Annotated in this window: 16 protein-coding genes; 15 read left to right on the top strand and 1 reads right to left on the bottom strand. The window is 69.7% G+C overall.

The window, feature by feature from the left end:
* Positions 1-470 (bottom strand): Hpt domain-containing protein (locus KILIM_RS20405; RefSeq protein ID WP_006594654.1); only part of this gene is annotated, 470 nt, incomplete at its 3' end.
* Between the two features lie 393 nt (positions 471-863).
* On the opposite strand from KILIM_RS20405, the gene KILIM_RS20400 reads away from it, so the two are divergent.
* From KILIM_RS20400 to KILIM_RS22890, 15 genes are all read left to right on the top strand, one after another.
* Entirely contained in the window at positions 864-1,316 is a 453-nt protein-coding gene (locus KILIM_RS20400; RefSeq protein WP_006594653.1) for a chemotaxis protein CheX, read from the top strand.
* A 78-nt stretch (positions 1,317-1,394) separates the two neighbouring features.
* Positions 1,395-1,757, top strand: coding sequence for a response regulator (locus tag KILIM_RS20395; protein ID WP_006594652.1), 363 nt, complete (start codon positions 1,395-1,397; stop codon positions 1,755-1,757).
* Positions 1,758-1,788: 31 nt separating this feature from the next.
* A complete protein-coding gene (locus tag KILIM_RS20390) occupies positions 1,789-2,277 on the top strand; it encodes a hypothetical protein (RefSeq protein ID WP_006594651.1) in 489 nt (162 codons plus the stop codon).
* Positions 2,278-2,464: 187 nt separating this feature from the next.
* Positions 2,465-2,830 carry a response regulator gene (locus tag KILIM_RS20385; RefSeq protein WP_040563977.1) on the top strand — a complete coding sequence of 122 codons (366 nt, stop codon included), beginning with the start codon at positions 2,465-2,467 and terminating at the stop codon, positions 2,828-2,830.
* On the top strand, positions 2,830-3,987 hold the full coding sequence (locus tag KILIM_RS20380; RefSeq protein ID WP_006594649.1) for a protein-glutamate methylesterase/protein-glutamine glutaminase: 1,158 nt from the start codon (positions 2,830-2,832) through the stop codon (positions 3,985-3,987). The genes KILIM_RS20385 and KILIM_RS20380 overlap by 1 nt, the downstream gene beginning before the upstream one ends.
* Positions 3,984-4,805 carry a CheR family methyltransferase gene (locus tag KILIM_RS20375; RefSeq protein WP_006594648.1) on the top strand — a complete coding sequence of 274 codons (822 nt, stop codon included), beginning with the start codon at positions 3,984-3,986 and terminating at the stop codon, positions 4,803-4,805. Before KILIM_RS20380 ends, KILIM_RS20375 begins: the two co-directional genes overlap by 4 nt.
* 282 nt (positions 4,806-5,087) lie before the next feature.
* Complete coding sequence (locus tag KILIM_RS20370) at positions 5,088-5,441, top strand: flagellar basal body rod protein FlgB (protein WP_006594647.1); 354 nt, start codon at positions 5,088-5,090, stop codon at positions 5,439-5,441.
* A gap of 2 nt (positions 5,442-5,443) precedes the next feature.
* On the top strand, positions 5,444-5,842 hold the full coding sequence (locus tag KILIM_RS20365) for a flagellar basal body rod protein FlgC (protein WP_006594646.1): 399 nt from the start codon (positions 5,444-5,446) through the stop codon (positions 5,840-5,842).
* Positions 5,839-6,195 carry a flagellar hook-basal body complex protein FliE gene (gene fliE / locus KILIM_RS20360; protein ID WP_006594645.1) on the top strand — a complete coding sequence of 119 codons (357 nt, stop codon included), beginning with the start codon at positions 5,839-5,841 and terminating at the stop codon, positions 6,193-6,195. The genes KILIM_RS20365 and fliE overlap by 4 nt, the downstream gene beginning before the upstream one ends.
* Entirely contained in the window at positions 6,192-7,847 is a 1,656-nt protein-coding gene (gene fliF / locus KILIM_RS20355; RefSeq protein ID WP_006594644.1) for a flagellar basal-body MS-ring/collar protein FliF, read from the top strand. Before fliE ends, fliF begins: the two co-directional genes overlap by 4 nt.
* Positions 7,848-7,850: 3 nt before the next feature.
* Entirely contained in the window at positions 7,851-8,864 is a 1,014-nt protein-coding gene (gene fliG / locus KILIM_RS20350) for a flagellar motor switch protein FliG (protein ID WP_006594643.1), read from the top strand.
* A 4-nt stretch (positions 8,865-8,868) separates the two neighbouring features.
* Positions 8,869-9,588: a FliH/SctL family protein gene (locus tag KILIM_RS20345; RefSeq protein WP_006594642.1), complete on the top strand. Its 720-nt coding sequence runs from the start codon at positions 8,869-8,871 to the stop codon at positions 9,586-9,588.
* Positions 9,585-10,895, top strand: coding sequence for a FliI/YscN family ATPase (locus tag KILIM_RS20340; RefSeq protein WP_006594641.1), 1,311 nt, complete (start codon positions 9,585-9,587; stop codon positions 10,893-10,895). Before KILIM_RS20345 ends, KILIM_RS20340 begins: the two co-directional genes overlap by 4 nt.
* Positions 10,896-10,909: 14 nt before the next feature.
* Positions 10,910-11,350: a flagellar FliJ family protein gene (locus KILIM_RS20335; protein ID WP_006594640.1), complete on the top strand. Its 441-nt coding sequence runs from the start codon at positions 10,910-10,912 to the stop codon at positions 11,348-11,350.
* Complete coding sequence (locus KILIM_RS22890; protein WP_006594639.1) at positions 11,347-12,885, top strand: transglycosylase SLT domain-containing protein; 1,539 nt, start codon at positions 11,347-11,349, stop codon at positions 12,883-12,885. The genes KILIM_RS20335 and KILIM_RS22890 overlap by 4 nt, the downstream gene beginning before the upstream one ends.
* The last annotated feature ends 154 nt before the right edge of the window (positions 12,886-13,039 follow it).

The raw sequence follows: 13,039 nt of genomic DNA, 5'->3' as shown, positions 1-13,039 counted from the left end.
GCGACCGTCTCGGCCACGGCCTGCGCCTCGGCCGCGGCTGCCGTCGCCTCGCCGGGCGCGGCAACCTCGAGCGTCGCCAGGTCGCGGCCCTCGAGCAGGGCGTGCAGCTTGACCGTCAGCTCGTTGTATTCCTCGGTGCCCTCGTTGCCGTCCTGCTCGATGAGTCCGAGCAGGTTGCGGATGGCATCGACCATCTCCAGCAACACGGTGGCCATCGTCGGGTTGAGCATCAACTCGCCGTCGCGCAGTTTGCTCAGCAGGTTCTCGCCGGCGTGCGCCACCCGCTCAAGGGTGTGCAGCGCGAGAAATCCGCTGGTGCCCTTGATCGTGTGCAGGGTGCGGAAGATGCTCGAAAGCAACTCACGCGAATTCGGGTCGCGCTCCAGGGCCAACAGGTCCTGGTCGAGCTGATCGAGGTTTTCATGGGATTCGACCAAGAACTCTTGGACGATCTCCTCCATGCCTTCCATGGGCACGCTCCTTGACACCATCGGGACAATCGCTGGACCCATCGGCGGCAAGCCCGTTCATCTGAGCCAGAGTTCGTCCCGCCACACTGCATCGGCCCCCGACCGGCGCCCGGTCCGGACCGGCGAACCTCTCTCCTTCGCGCGCGCCCTCGCGGGGGCGCGCCCGCGAGGGCGTGGATCGGGGTCAGCCCCAACGGGGTTGGCAGACGCTTAGCTCAAGTTGCTACGCGGGCCGCCGATAAGGGGGTGTCCACCCAGGGTCGGGTCGAACGGGCGGTAGCGCCGCAGTTGCCGAACGAATTATCGAACGAACCTGCGGATGGTCCGTCGGCCCACGCAGTCGACGCACTGCCCGACGGACTTATCCGCGAAGGACTTCACGAAGGACCGAGCATGCACCTGTCCAGCGACGACGTCGCTCAGATCGTCCAAGAGGTTTGGACTTCGATGCTCGGCCTCGACGTCGAGCCCGTCGAGGTCGATATCGACGGCAACGTGCCGGCAGTGGCCGGTTCCGTCGGCGTCAGCGGCGCCACCGACTGTCTCATCAGCATGGAAATGCAAGAGGCAGCGGCCAAGGCGGTCGCGGCGGCAATGTTCGGACTCGACGGTGACGACATCTCCGACGACGACGTGGCGGACGCGGTCGGCGAGCTGACCAACATGGTCGGCGGCAATATCAAGAGCCTGCTGCCCGAGCCGAGCACGCTGTCGGTGCCGGTCGTCGCCCACGGGCGCATCCCGACCCTCAAGGTCGTCGGCGGCAAGATCCTCATGAGTCAGGCCTTCCTTTCCGGCGAGCACCCCGTGCTCGTGTCCGTGTGGAACCGTCCGCAGCGGGCCTGAGCCCGTGCCGACCTACGGTCCGCTCCCCAATCTGTAAATACGACTCCCAAACCCCCACCCAGCGAAAGAGAGAAGACCGTGAAGGTTGTAGTCGCCGACGACAGCCGCGCTATGCGCATGATCGTCGTCCGCACCCTGCGACAGGCCGGGTACGACAGCGCCGACATCACCGAATGTGAGGACGGCGCCGAGGGCCTGGCCAAGGTCAAGGAGCTCAACCCCGACCTGGTGCTTTCGGACTGGAATATGCCGAACATGAACGGCATCGATTTCCTGCAGGCGCTGCGCGCCGACGGCAACAATGTCACCTTCGGGTTCGTGACCTCCGAGGGTTCGGACGCGATGCGTCAGCAGGCTGCCGACTCCGGCGCCCTGTTCCTCATCGCCAAGCCGTTCACCGCGGACATGTTCTCCGAGGCGCTCAAGCCGGTCTTCGGCTGACCGCCGCGGCACCCGACTCCTCCGACCCGCCATGGTGACCCAGATCCCCGACCCAAAACCCATCAAGGACCTCTTCGAGAGCCTGCTCGGGCGTGATGTCGAGATCTCACCCATGAGTGAGCCGGTCGTCCCCACCGCACGACGCGCCTGCTGCGTCGGGCTCTACGTCGACGGGAACGCCGACGTCAAGGCCCTTGTCGCCGCCGACCTCGAGCTTTCCGCCCGGGCCGGCGCCGCCTTGGGTCTCGTGCCCAAGACGGGGGCCGACACGGCCATCGAAAATCGTGAGCTGCCAGCGGCGCTCTACGACAACTTCTACGAGGTGATGAACATCTTCAGCTCCCTGTTCAACGAGGGAGCCCCCGAAGATCACCTCAAACTCAGCTCCGTCTTCCAGCCCGGCTCGGTCATTCCGACCAACGCCGCCAAGATGCTGCGGGGCCTGGGTAAGCGGGCCGACTTCAACCTCGACGTCGACGGCTACGGTCGCGGCGCCATCGGCGTGGTCATCCCGTTCTGAACCACCTGCAAGACCTACGCCACCTCATCCCAACGCGTGTTCAAATCCGGTGCCCGCGGCAACCCGCGGGCATCGGTGCGTGGCCGACGATGCGGCCGGTCGGGATGCCGGTGCGGACTGCTTGAGAACCAAGCGCGCTCGGTCGATGAGCCAAGTGCCCCCCTATCTGTGCAGCGAAGAGGACGACATGCGAGCACTCGTGATCGACGATTCCCGAGCGATGCGCACCATCTTGACCCGGACGATGGAGCAGCTCGGTTTCGAGGTGTCGTCCGCGGGGGACGGCCAAGAGGCGCTGGACGCGGTCCAGGCCGGGCCCAAGCCGGATGTCTGCCTCATTGACTGGAACATGCCCGTGATGAACGGCCTCGAGTTCATCGTCGAGGTCCGCAAGCATCGCGAGTGGCGCGACATCACGCTCATGATGGTGACCACGGAGGCCGAGCAGGCCAATATCGTCCGCGCCTTGGCCGCCGGGGCGCACGAGTACGTCATCAAACCCTTCACGCCGGAGATCATCGAGGACAAGCTGGCCATGCTGGGGCTGCTCTGATGCCGGCCCCCATCCGCGTGCTGGTCACCGACGACTCGGTGGTGTTGCGGCGCCTCATCACCGACGTGCTCTCCGGTGACCCCGAGATCGAGGTCGTCGGCACGGCCGTCAACGGCAAGAACGCCATCGACAAGATCCCCACCCTCAAGCCCGACATCATGACGCTCGACATCGAGATGCCGATCATGGACGGCCTGCAGACCCTCGTCGAGCTGCGCAAGCGGCAGAGCAAGATGCCCATCATCATGTTCTCCACGCTGACCGAGCGCGGCGCCGGGGCCACCCTGGACGCCCTCGAGCGGGGCGCCAGCGACTACGTCACCAAGCCGGCCAACGTCGGCTCGATCGCCGAGTCGATGGAGGCGGTGCGCAGCCAGCTCATCCCCAAGATCAAGTCGCTGACCGGGCGCGCCCCGATCGCGCCGCGGGCCCGGCCCGCGTTCGGCGGTCCGCCTCCGCCTCCGGGCGCCAGTCGGCTCGCGGTGCCCGGGGCGGCCCCGCAGGCCGGCCCCACGCCCAGCGGCACGGCGGCCACCCCCACCGGCCGGGTCGACATCGTGGCCATCGGCATCTCCACCGGCGGGCCCGACGCGCTCACCCAGGTGCTCTCGAGCCTGCCCGGCGGCCTGTCGGTGCCGATCGTCGTCACGCAGCACATGCCGCCGGTCTTCACACAGTTGTTTGCGCAGCGGCTCGACAGCAAGTCGCGGCTGCGGGTCGTCGAGGCCAAGAACGGGGAGCCGGTGGAGCCGGGCAAGGTGCTCATCGCTCCCGGCGACTACCACATGCGCTTGGTCCGCAAGCAGGGCGGCGTCGTCGCCACCCTCGATCAGGGCCCGCAGGAAAACTACTGCCGGCCGGCGGTCGACCCGATGTTCCGCTCGGTCAACGAGGTCTACGGCGGCAACACCCTGGCCGTCATCATGACCGGCATGGGCGCCGACGGGCATCGCGGCGCCGAGCACATCATTCACGCGGGCGGTTCGCTCATCGTGCAGGACGAGGCCACCTCGGTGGTCTGGGGTATGCCCGGCGCCGCCGTCCACGCCGGCCTGAAGTGCGAAGTCCTGCCGCTGGGCAAGATCGCCGAAGCCATCGTCGCCCGGGTCGCCAGCCGCTCCGGGGGAGCCAGCAGTACGAGGAGCGTGCGCGCATGAGCATCAGTGGCAGCGATGTCGACTTCATCAGCGATGTCGTGCGACGACGTTCGGCCATCGTGCTGGACCGCAGCAAGGAGTACCTCATCGAGTCGCGCCTGGTGACCCTGGCGCGGCAACGCGGGGACGCCAGCGTCGAGGACCTCGTGCGGCAGTTGCGGGCGGCGCCCAACGGCGCCCTGCGCGACGAGGTCGTCGAGGCCATGACGACCAACGAGACGAGCTTCTTTCGCGACGGCCACCCGTTCATGGCGCTGTCGAACACGATCCTGCCCGACCTGCTCGTCTCTCGCGGCAAGGAGCGCTCGCTGAGCATCTGGTGCGCCGCGTGCAGCTCCGGGCAGGAGCCGTACACGGTGGCGATGCTCATCCAGGAGCTCATCGGTGCCGACCCCAGCTGGCGGGTGCGGTTGGTGGCCACGGACATCGACACCAAGATGCTGCAGCGCACCAAGGAGGGCATCTACAACCAGTTCGAGGTCAACCGCGGCCTGCCGGCCCCGTTGCTCGTGCGGTATTTCGCCCGGCACGGCATGAACTACCAGATCGACAGCCGGCTGCGGGCGATGATCGAGACCCGCTTCGTCAACCTCGCCGAGCCGATGCCGCCGATGCCGCAGATGGACATCGTCTTTCTGCGCAACGTGCTCATCTATTTCGATGTCGACGTCAAGCGCCGCATCCTGCAGGGGCTCAAGAAGGTCATTCGACCCGACGGCTACCTCTTCCTCGGCGGCGCTGAGACGACGATGAACATCGACGACGCCGGGTGGGAGCGTCAGACCATCGGGCGCGCCACCGTGTACCGCCCCCGCTGAGATCCGCGTAACACGATGCCCGTCGCCGGCCCCTGCACCAGGGGCCGGCGGCGCGCTGTCCAGCCGGATTTCGGTGCGCTGCAACAGCGCTCGACACCTAGGTCAAGAGATTGCAAGATTGCTGCGCTGACCTGCGACGAAGCACGGTCGGTATGCCCGGCGCAAGGCCCTCAGGAGGGGGCGGGGTCGGCCGATGAGGCAGGACGCCAGGGACGGCCCGCGCGGCGCGCACTTCGCCCGCATCTTCTGCCCAGTTCTACTCGCCCCGAGGGGACCCATCACATGGAGATCGCTTCCGACGTGACGACGCGGGTGTTGCAACAGGCCATGTCCGGCCTGGCCCTGCGGCAGCGCACGATCGCGGACAACCTCGCGAACATCGAGACCCCCGGCTTCCTGGCCGGCAAGGTCGATTTCGAGTCGGCCCTGCGCACCGCGGTGGCCAATGGCGAGAACCCGCTGGCGACCCAGGTGGCCACGGCCCGCTCCCTCGAGCCGACCCGGGTCAACGGCAGCAACGTCAACATCGACGAGGAGACCCTGGCGGGCCAGCAGACCGTGCTGAGCACCCAGGTGATCACCCTGGCGTTGACCAACAAGTTCAACGGCCTGCGCACCTCGATCACGGGTCAGTAGCCATGAGCATGTTCGATGCGATGAACATCGCGGACTCCGGGCTGACGACGAACCGCAAGTGGCTGGACGCGGTCGCCGACAACATCGCCAACATGAACAACGTCTCGCGCGTCGACGAGGCGGCCTTCCAGGAGCGCTACGTCATCGCCCGGGCCATCTCCTACGGCGAGCCCAAGGGCGCCTATGTCGCGGGCAACATGTGGGGCGACCCCAACGGCCAGATCGTCCTCATGCCCGGCCACCCGCTGGCCGACGCCGAGGGCCGCGTGCGCGTCCCCAAGATGAACCTCGGTGACCAGATGGCCGGCCTCATGCTCGCGCAGCGGGCGTACCAGGCGAACATCAACGTCGCCGAGCGGGCCAAGCAGACCTATGAAGCAGCGATCGGAATCGGTAAGTGAGCATCGCCCCTATCCCCAGCCCCTCCGGATTCGGCATCGCGCCCGGCTTCGGCATCAACCCCGCCTACGGTGTGGCCGCGAACGTCGCGCGCACCTCCCTGGACACCCCGAACGTCGGCGGCGCGCAGAGCGTGCAGTCGTTCGGACAGGTGCTGGCCGACAAGCTCATGGACCTGTCCGCGATGCAGCAGCGCACCGACGGCCTGGCCATCAAGGCCGCCACGGGCGACCTGCGCGACATCCACGAGTACACGATCGCCGCCAACCAGTCGGGCGTCGCCACGAGCCTTGTGGTCAACGTGCGTAACAAGATGGTCGAGTCGTTCAACGAGATCATGCGGATGCCGTTGTGAGGACCCAGCGGTTCCAGCAGGTCTTCACGCGGGTCCGCAGCTCCTTCACGGGGTTCACCCCGGGGCAGCGGGCCGTGACCGTCATCGCGATCGTCGTCGCGATCATCGGCGGCATCGTCTTCTTCAACTACGTCAGCCGGCCGGCCATGGCCCCGCTGTACGCCCAGCCGCTCTCGCAGTCCGACGCCAGCGCCGTCATGCAATCGCTGAACGGTCGCGGCGTGCGCACCGAGCTGAACGCCGAGGGCACGGTCATCCAGGTGCCGCGCGATCAAGCGCCCCGACTGCGCCTTGACCTGGCCGCCGAGGGGCTGCCGGCCTCGATCAACCAGCAGGACGGCTACGCGCTCGTCGAGAACGCCCCGATGACCACCTCCGACGCCCAGCAGCGCGTGCTCATCAAGCGCGCCACCGAGGGCGAACTGAAGAAGTCCATCGAGACCATCGAGGCGGTGCAGAGCGCCAACGTGCAGCTCGCCCTGCCCGAGCCCGACGTCTTCGTGCGCGACCAGGCCCCCACCACCGCCGCCGTGATGATCCAACCGCGACCCAACCAGGCCCTGACCGGCGGGCAGGTCGAGGCGATCACCCACCTCGTCTCCTCGTCGGTGCCCAAGCTGAGCCCCAACAACGTGACGGTCACCGACAGCACCGGCAAGCTGCTGTCGGCCCAGGGCATCAGCGGCTCCGGCATGAGCGAGCAGCGGGTCGCCCAGCAGGGCGCCTACCAGTCGGGCATCAGCTCCCAGATCCAGGGCCTGCTGGACAAGACTGTCGGCCCCGGCAACTCGACCGTCGCCGTGCGCGCGGACCTCGACTTCTCCAACACCAAGGAGTGGACGAACGAGTACATCCAGCCGCAGGCCGGCGCCCCGCCGCTGCAGACCGACACGACCCGGGAGCTGTACAACGGCACCGGTCAGACGCCCGTCGGGGGCGTGCTCGGCCCCGACAACATCCCGGTGTCCAACGTCAACGCCGGCGCCTCGAACAGCGAGTACGAGAAGACCGGCGAGAAGTCCATCAACCCCTACGGCACCCGCCAGAGCTACCGCGACGGCACCGCCGGGCAGGTGCAGCGACTCAACGTCTCGGTGCTGCTGGACTCCCGCACCACCGGAGCCACCCCGCTGGGGCCGATCCAGGCCGCCGTCTGCGGGGCCGCCGGTATCAACGCCGAACGCGGTGACGTGTGCTCGGTCGCCAAGATCCCGTTCGACACCGCCGCCGCCCAGGCCGCCGCCGCCTCCGCCGCGGAGGCGGAAGCCCAGGCCCGCCAGGACGAGCTGATCCAACTGGCCAAGAACATCGGTCTGGGTCTGCTGCTGCTGCTGGCGCTGCTCATCGGCTTCCGCACCAACCGCAAGCGCACCCGCACCGTCGAGATCGGCGAGCTGCAGTCCGTCGACGGGCCGATGCTGCCCGAGCTGCCCGGCGCCCCCGGCGCCGCGGCCATCGAGGCCGGCCCGTCGGGTCACCCGGCGGAGTTCGAACTCGACAGCGACGACGCGCTGCGGGTGCTCGAGGCCACCCCCGTCGATCCGCAGAGCCAGGCGCGGGTCGAGGCCCGCGCGGAGATCAGCAAGCTCGTCGAGGAGAACCCCGACGAGGTCGCCCGGCTGCTGCGCGGCTGGATCACGGAACGGAGCTGACCGGTGACCGCCGTCTCCACGATGACCGGCCTACGCAAGGCCGCCATCCTGCTCGTCCAGCTCGGCCGCGACCACAGCGCGGCCATCATGAAGACCCTGCGTGAGGCGGAGGTCGAGGCGTTGACCGCCGAGATCGCGCGCCTGGAGAGCGTGGACGTCGACACCCTCGACGACGTGCTGGAGGAGTTCCGCCAGCTCGCCAAGGCCCGCCAGTACTACGTGCAGGGCGGCATCGGCTTTGCCGAGGAGATCCTCGTCGCCACGATGGGGCAGGACAAGGCGAGCGAGGTCATGGGCCGCCTGTCGGCCTCCCTGGTCGACATGCCGTTCGAGTTCCTGCGGCACGTCGACGCCAAGCTGGTGCTGAGCTACCTGCAGGACGAGCACCCGCAGACGATCACCCTGGTGCTGGCCCACATGCCGGCCGAGCAGGCCGCGATCATCCTCTCCGGCCTCTCGCCCGACATGCAGGCCGAGGTCGCGCACCGGCTGGCGATCATGGACCGCACCAGCCCCGAGATCGTCAAGCAGGTCGAGGCCCACCTCGAGCGGCGCCTGTCGACGCTCGTGCAGGCCAACGACACCACGACCGTCGGCGGGCTCAAGCCGCTCGTCGAGATCATCAACCAGTCCGACCGCACCACCGAGCGGCTCATCCTCGAGGGTCTGGAGAAGCGCGACCTCGAGCTGGCCGAAGAGGTGCGCGCGCACATGTTCATGTTCGAGGACATCGTGGGCCTGGAGGATCGTGCGATCCAGGTCGTGCTGCGCAAGGTCGACTCCAAAGACCTGGCCGTCGCCCTCAAGGGGGTGCGCGACGACGTGCGGGAGAAGATCACCCGCAACATGTCCGAGCGGGCCGCCCTGTCGTTGGCCGACGAGATCAGCATCCTCGGCCCCGTGCGCCTCAAGCAGGTCGAGGAGGCCCAGGCCGTCGTCATCCGCCAGATCCGCATGCTGGAGGAGGCCGGCGAGATCGTCGTGGCCCGCGGCGGTGGAGATGAGTTCGTTGCCTAACTCGATGCGCAGCGCCGTCGCCCCCGGCTACGTGCTGCGGGCCGACGACCTGGCCGGGCGGGTGCGTCCGGCGCGGATGACCGGCGACCTGAGCACCAACCACCTCGCCGCCTTCGGCGTCGCCGACCCGCGCCTGGTCGATCCGCACATGCAGGCCGTCGTCGAGCATGCCTGCGAGGAGGCCCGCAAGGCGGGCTACGCCGACGGGCACGCCGCGGGCTTCGAGGACGGGCGCCGCGAGGGACTGGAGCTGCTCGAGGCGCAGAAGGAGGCGCTGCTCGAGCTCGACGCGCAGGAGCGCGGCGCTCGGCAGGAGCGGCTCGTCGAGCTGCTCGGCGCGCTGGAGATCGCCGTCGCCGCGGCCCTGGACTACCAGGCCCCGCGCGTGGACGAGATGCGCGACCTCATCTCGGGCATGGCCGTCGACATCGCCGAGGAGCTGGTGGGGCACCACCTGGAGGTGGCGGACTGCGCCGCCAAGGACGCCGTGCTGCGCGCCCTGGGCTGCATCCCGCGCAACGTGCGGGTGTCGCTGCGGATGAACCCCGCCGACGTCGCGCTCGTCACCGAGTTCACCGACGGCCTCACCGACTGGCAGGTCACGCGCCTGCTGCCCGACCCGGCCATCGCCCGCGGCGACGCGACCGCCGAGGCCGACAACCTGGAGGTCGAGGCCTCGATCACCGGTGGCCTGGAGCGCGTGCGCGCGGTGCTGAACCCGTGAACGGCCTGCTCGAGCAGCTGCGCACCGCCGCCCGGCCGCTGGTCAGCGGCCGGGTCGTCAGCGCTGTCGGCCTGAGCATCGACGTCGCCGGCCTCGAGCTCGCGGTCGGCGAGGCCGTGCAGATTCTCGGTGACGACGGGCCCGTGATGGCCGAGGTCGTCGCCCTGCACGCCCACCACGCCTCCTGCATGCCGATCTCGGACCTGCGCGGCATCCGCGCCGGCAACCCCGTGCGAGCCACCGGCGGCGCGCTGCGAGTGCCGGTGGGCCACGGGATGCTCGGCCGCGTCGTCGACGCGCTCGGGCGGCCGATGGACGGCGCCGGGCCGCTGCGCAACGTCTCCCTCGTGACCACCGACGGCACCCCGCCGCGGGCCATGGAGCGCGAACGCATCGGCACCCCGATGCCGCTGGGGGTGCGCGCCATCGACACCCTCGTGCCGTGCGGGCGCGGCCAGCGTCTGGGCATCTTCGCCGGCTCCGGCGTCGGCAAGTCGAGCCTGCTGTCGATGATCGTGCGCGGCTGCGAGGCGCCCGTCTGCGTGCTCGCCCTCGTCGGCGAGCGCGGCCGCGAGGTGCGCGAATTCGTCGAGGGCGACCTGGGACCGGAGGGGCTGGCCCGCTCCGTCGTCGTCGTCGCCACCTCCGACGAGCCGGCGCTCGTGCGGCTGCGCGCGGCCTCGACCGCCACCCGGATCGCCGAGTGGTTCCGCGACCAGGGCCTGGACGTCGTGCTGTGTATGGACTCGGTGACGCGTGTTGCGATGGCCCAGCGCGAGGTCGGCCTGGCCTCGGGGGAGCCGCCGGCGACGCGCGGCTATCCGCCGAGCGTCTTCGGGCTCATGCCGCGGCTGCTGGAGCGGGCCGGCATGGCCAAGACCGGCTCGATCACCGGTCTGTACACAGTGCTGGTCGACGGTGACGACCTCAACGACCCCATCGCCGACAACGTCCGCTCGATCCTCGACGGACACATCGTGCTCTCCCGCAAGCTCGCCACCCAGGGCCACTTTCCGGCCATCGACGTGCTCGAGTCGATCAGCCGCGCCAACAACGCCCTCACCTCCCGCGAGCAGCGCGGCGACGCGATCACGGTGCGCCGGCTCATGGCGGCCCGACGCGACGCCAAGGACCTCATCGACATCGGTGCCTACGTCGCCGGCTCCAACCCCCTGGTGGACCGGTCGCTGCGCCAGGCCGACGTCATCGACGGCTTCCTGCGCCAAGACATGGAAGACCTGACCCCCGCGCAACTGAGCTGGGCCGCGTTGCACGCCATCGCCGCCGACGGCTCGCTGCCGGGCTGACGCGGGACCGGCTCATGGCGCGCTTTCGCACCCCCTACGACACCCTCCTGCGGGTCCGCCGCATCGAGGAGGACAAGGCCAAGGCCGCCCTCGCCGGCGCCAACCACGCGCACCGCGCCGCGCAGACCGACCTGGAGTCGCGCCACGAGCACTTCAGCCAGACCGTCGCGGTACCGGATGGCGAGATGGACGTGTCCGCGTTCCAGCGTCGCCTGGCTCACACCCAGTTCGCCGCGCAGGGCGTGGGCTGGGGTCGCGCGGAGGTCGAAAAGACCGGGGAAGCAAGGACGGTCGCGGTGGAGGCCACCCGCCTGGCCTCGATGCGCACCCAGGGTTTGGAGAAGCTCGTCGACCGAGCCAAGGAGGCGCGGGAGGCCGAAATGCTTGCCGCCGATCAGCGCACTGCCGAAGAGAGCATGGCAGGTAAGCGCGTACGAGCACTGGGAGATCGATGACTGTCGAGGTAACCGGGATCGCGTCTGCCCAGGCGCGGGTCCAGGAGCTGCAGGCCCGGTTCGCCGGGGCCTCTGGGGCCTCCGCGGCGTCCTCCAACGGTGTCTCCGGCGGCTCGAACACCGCCATGTCGACGGCGACCTCGGCCTCGAGCTCCGGCAGCTCGGCCGGATCGTTCGGGGCGTCCCTGGCCAAGGCCTCCGCCATCGCCGCCGTCAACGCCGCGCCCGCCACCTTGGACGCCCCGTTCGTGTGGTCGCCGCAGTCCGGGCCCGGCGACATCGAGTGGAAGCCCGGGGGCCAGCAGGCCGTGGCCGAACCGCCGCCCGTGCCCGCCTCGACCCGCACGCCCGCATCCTCTTCCGAGGGCGTCGCGCCGGTGGCGCCCGTCTCGGGGCCGGCGCCGACCGGCTCCGTCGATCCCGTCGACTCGGTCGCCGGGGTCGCTCGCACCGACCGCCTCATCGCGACCGCCAAGAAGTACCTCGGCATCCCCTACGTCTGGGGCGGCACCAACCCCAACGTCGGCCTCGACTGCTCCGGATTCACCCAACTCGTCTACCGCCAGCACGGCGTCGACCTGCCGCGAGTTGCCCGAGACCAGCAGAAGGTCGGCACGCGCATCGGCTCCCTGGCCGACGCCAAGCCCGGTGACCTGCTGTTCTTCGGCGAGCCCGCGACCCACGTGACGATGTACCTGGGCGACAACAAGATGATCCACGCGCCCCGGCGCGGCCGGAACGTCAGTATCGACTCGGTGTACCGCACGCCCACGACCATCCGGCGCTACCTGCCCGAGGGCAGCGACGTCGCGGCCTCCTCCGTGGCGTCACCCGCGTCCGCACGCGCCGCCACCCAGTCCACAACCTCGGCTGCGCAGGCCGCCGAGGCGTTGCAGGCGGCGCGCAGCGCTCAGTTCGCCTCCGCCTCAGCGGCCCTGGGCACCGGCTCCTCCCTCGGTGGCTGGGCCGGCGCCACCCCGGCACCGGACACCTGGGGTGCCGCGGTGGCCGCCGCCGCCGCTCAGGGCGTCGACGGCCTGCTGCCGAGCCCGGCCGTGGCGACCCCGGCCGTCGCGAGCACCGCCGGATTCACCGCTCCCGCGGCGACCCGGGCGGTCTCGGGTGCCGGACCGCTGGCCAAGTCGCCCGCCTACCTGCAGCCGATGTTCGAGCAGGCGGAGCGCAAGTACGGGGTCTCCGCCGAGCTGCTGGCGGCCATCGCCAAGCAGGAGAGCAACTTCAAGACCCGCGCGGTCAGCCACGCCGGGGCGCGCGGCCTCATGCAGCTGATGCCGGGCACCGCCCGCGGTCTCGGCGTGCGCGACTCCTTCGACCCGGCCCAGGCCATCGACGGCGCCGCTCGGTTGATGCGCGACCATCTGCGGACCTTCGGTTCCACCGAGCTGGCCCTCGCCGCCTACAACGCGGGTCCGGGGGCGGTGCGCCGCTTCAACGGCATTCCGCCGTACGCCGAGACCCAGAACTACGTACGGAAGATCACGGCCAACCTTTCGAGTGCGGGAGTCACAGCATGAGCGGACTGAACGTCAATCCCGTCGCCGGTGACGTCATCGCCGCCGCGGGCTCGCGGCGCCGCGGCGGGCTCGGCGCCGACTCCGGCGCGTTCAACGCCAACCTCGACCGGGCTCTCGACGGGGCCCGCGCCCCGCGCACCCCGCACGCTCGCGG

It is taken from the genome of Kineosphaera limosa NBRC 100340, assembly GCF_000298215.1.
GTDB classification, from domain to species: domain Bacteria; phylum Actinomycetota; class Actinomycetes; order Actinomycetales; family Dermatophilaceae; genus Kineosphaera; species Kineosphaera limosa.
The sequence above is the reverse complement of the archived record's forward strand: the minus strand, read 5'-3'. Positions and strand labels throughout refer to the sequence as shown.

Excerpts from the sequence above, each read along its gene's own strand:
- KILIM_RS20400 (WP_006594653.1), top strand. The coding sequence starts at position 864 with ATGCACCTGTCCAGCGACGACGTCGCTCAGATCGTCCAAGAGGTTTGG.
- KILIM_RS20390 (WP_006594651.1), top strand. The coding sequence starts at position 1,789 with ATGGTGACCCAGATCCCCGACCCAAAACCCATCAAGGACCTCTTCGAG.
- KILIM_RS20385 (WP_040563977.1), top strand. The coding sequence starts at position 2,465 with ATGCGAGCACTCGTGATCGACGATTCCCGAGCGATGCGCACCATCTTG.
- KILIM_RS20380 (WP_006594649.1), top strand. The coding sequence starts at position 2,830 with ATGCCGGCCCCCATCCGCGTGCTGGTCACCGACGACTCGGTGGTGTTG.
- KILIM_RS20375 (WP_006594648.1), top strand. The coding sequence starts at position 3,984 with ATGAGCATCAGTGGCAGCGATGTCGACTTCATCAGCGATGTCGTGCGA.
- KILIM_RS20370 (WP_006594647.1), top strand. The coding sequence starts at position 5,088 with ATGGAGATCGCTTCCGACGTGACGACGCGGGTGTTGCAACAGGCCATG.
- KILIM_RS20365 (WP_006594646.1), top strand. The coding sequence starts at position 5,444 with ATGAGCATGTTCGATGCGATGAACATCGCGGACTCCGGGCTGACGACG.
- KILIM_RS20345 (WP_006594642.1), top strand. The coding sequence starts at position 8,869 with ATGCGCAGCGCCGTCGCCCCCGGCTACGTGCTGCGGGCCGACGACCTG.
- KILIM_RS20335 (WP_006594640.1), top strand. The coding sequence starts at position 10,910 with ATGGCGCGCTTTCGCACCCCCTACGACACCCTCCTGCGGGTCCGCCGC.
- KILIM_RS22890 (WP_006594639.1), top strand. The coding sequence starts at position 11,347 with ATGACTGTCGAGGTAACCGGGATCGCGTCTGCCCAGGCGCGGGTCCAG.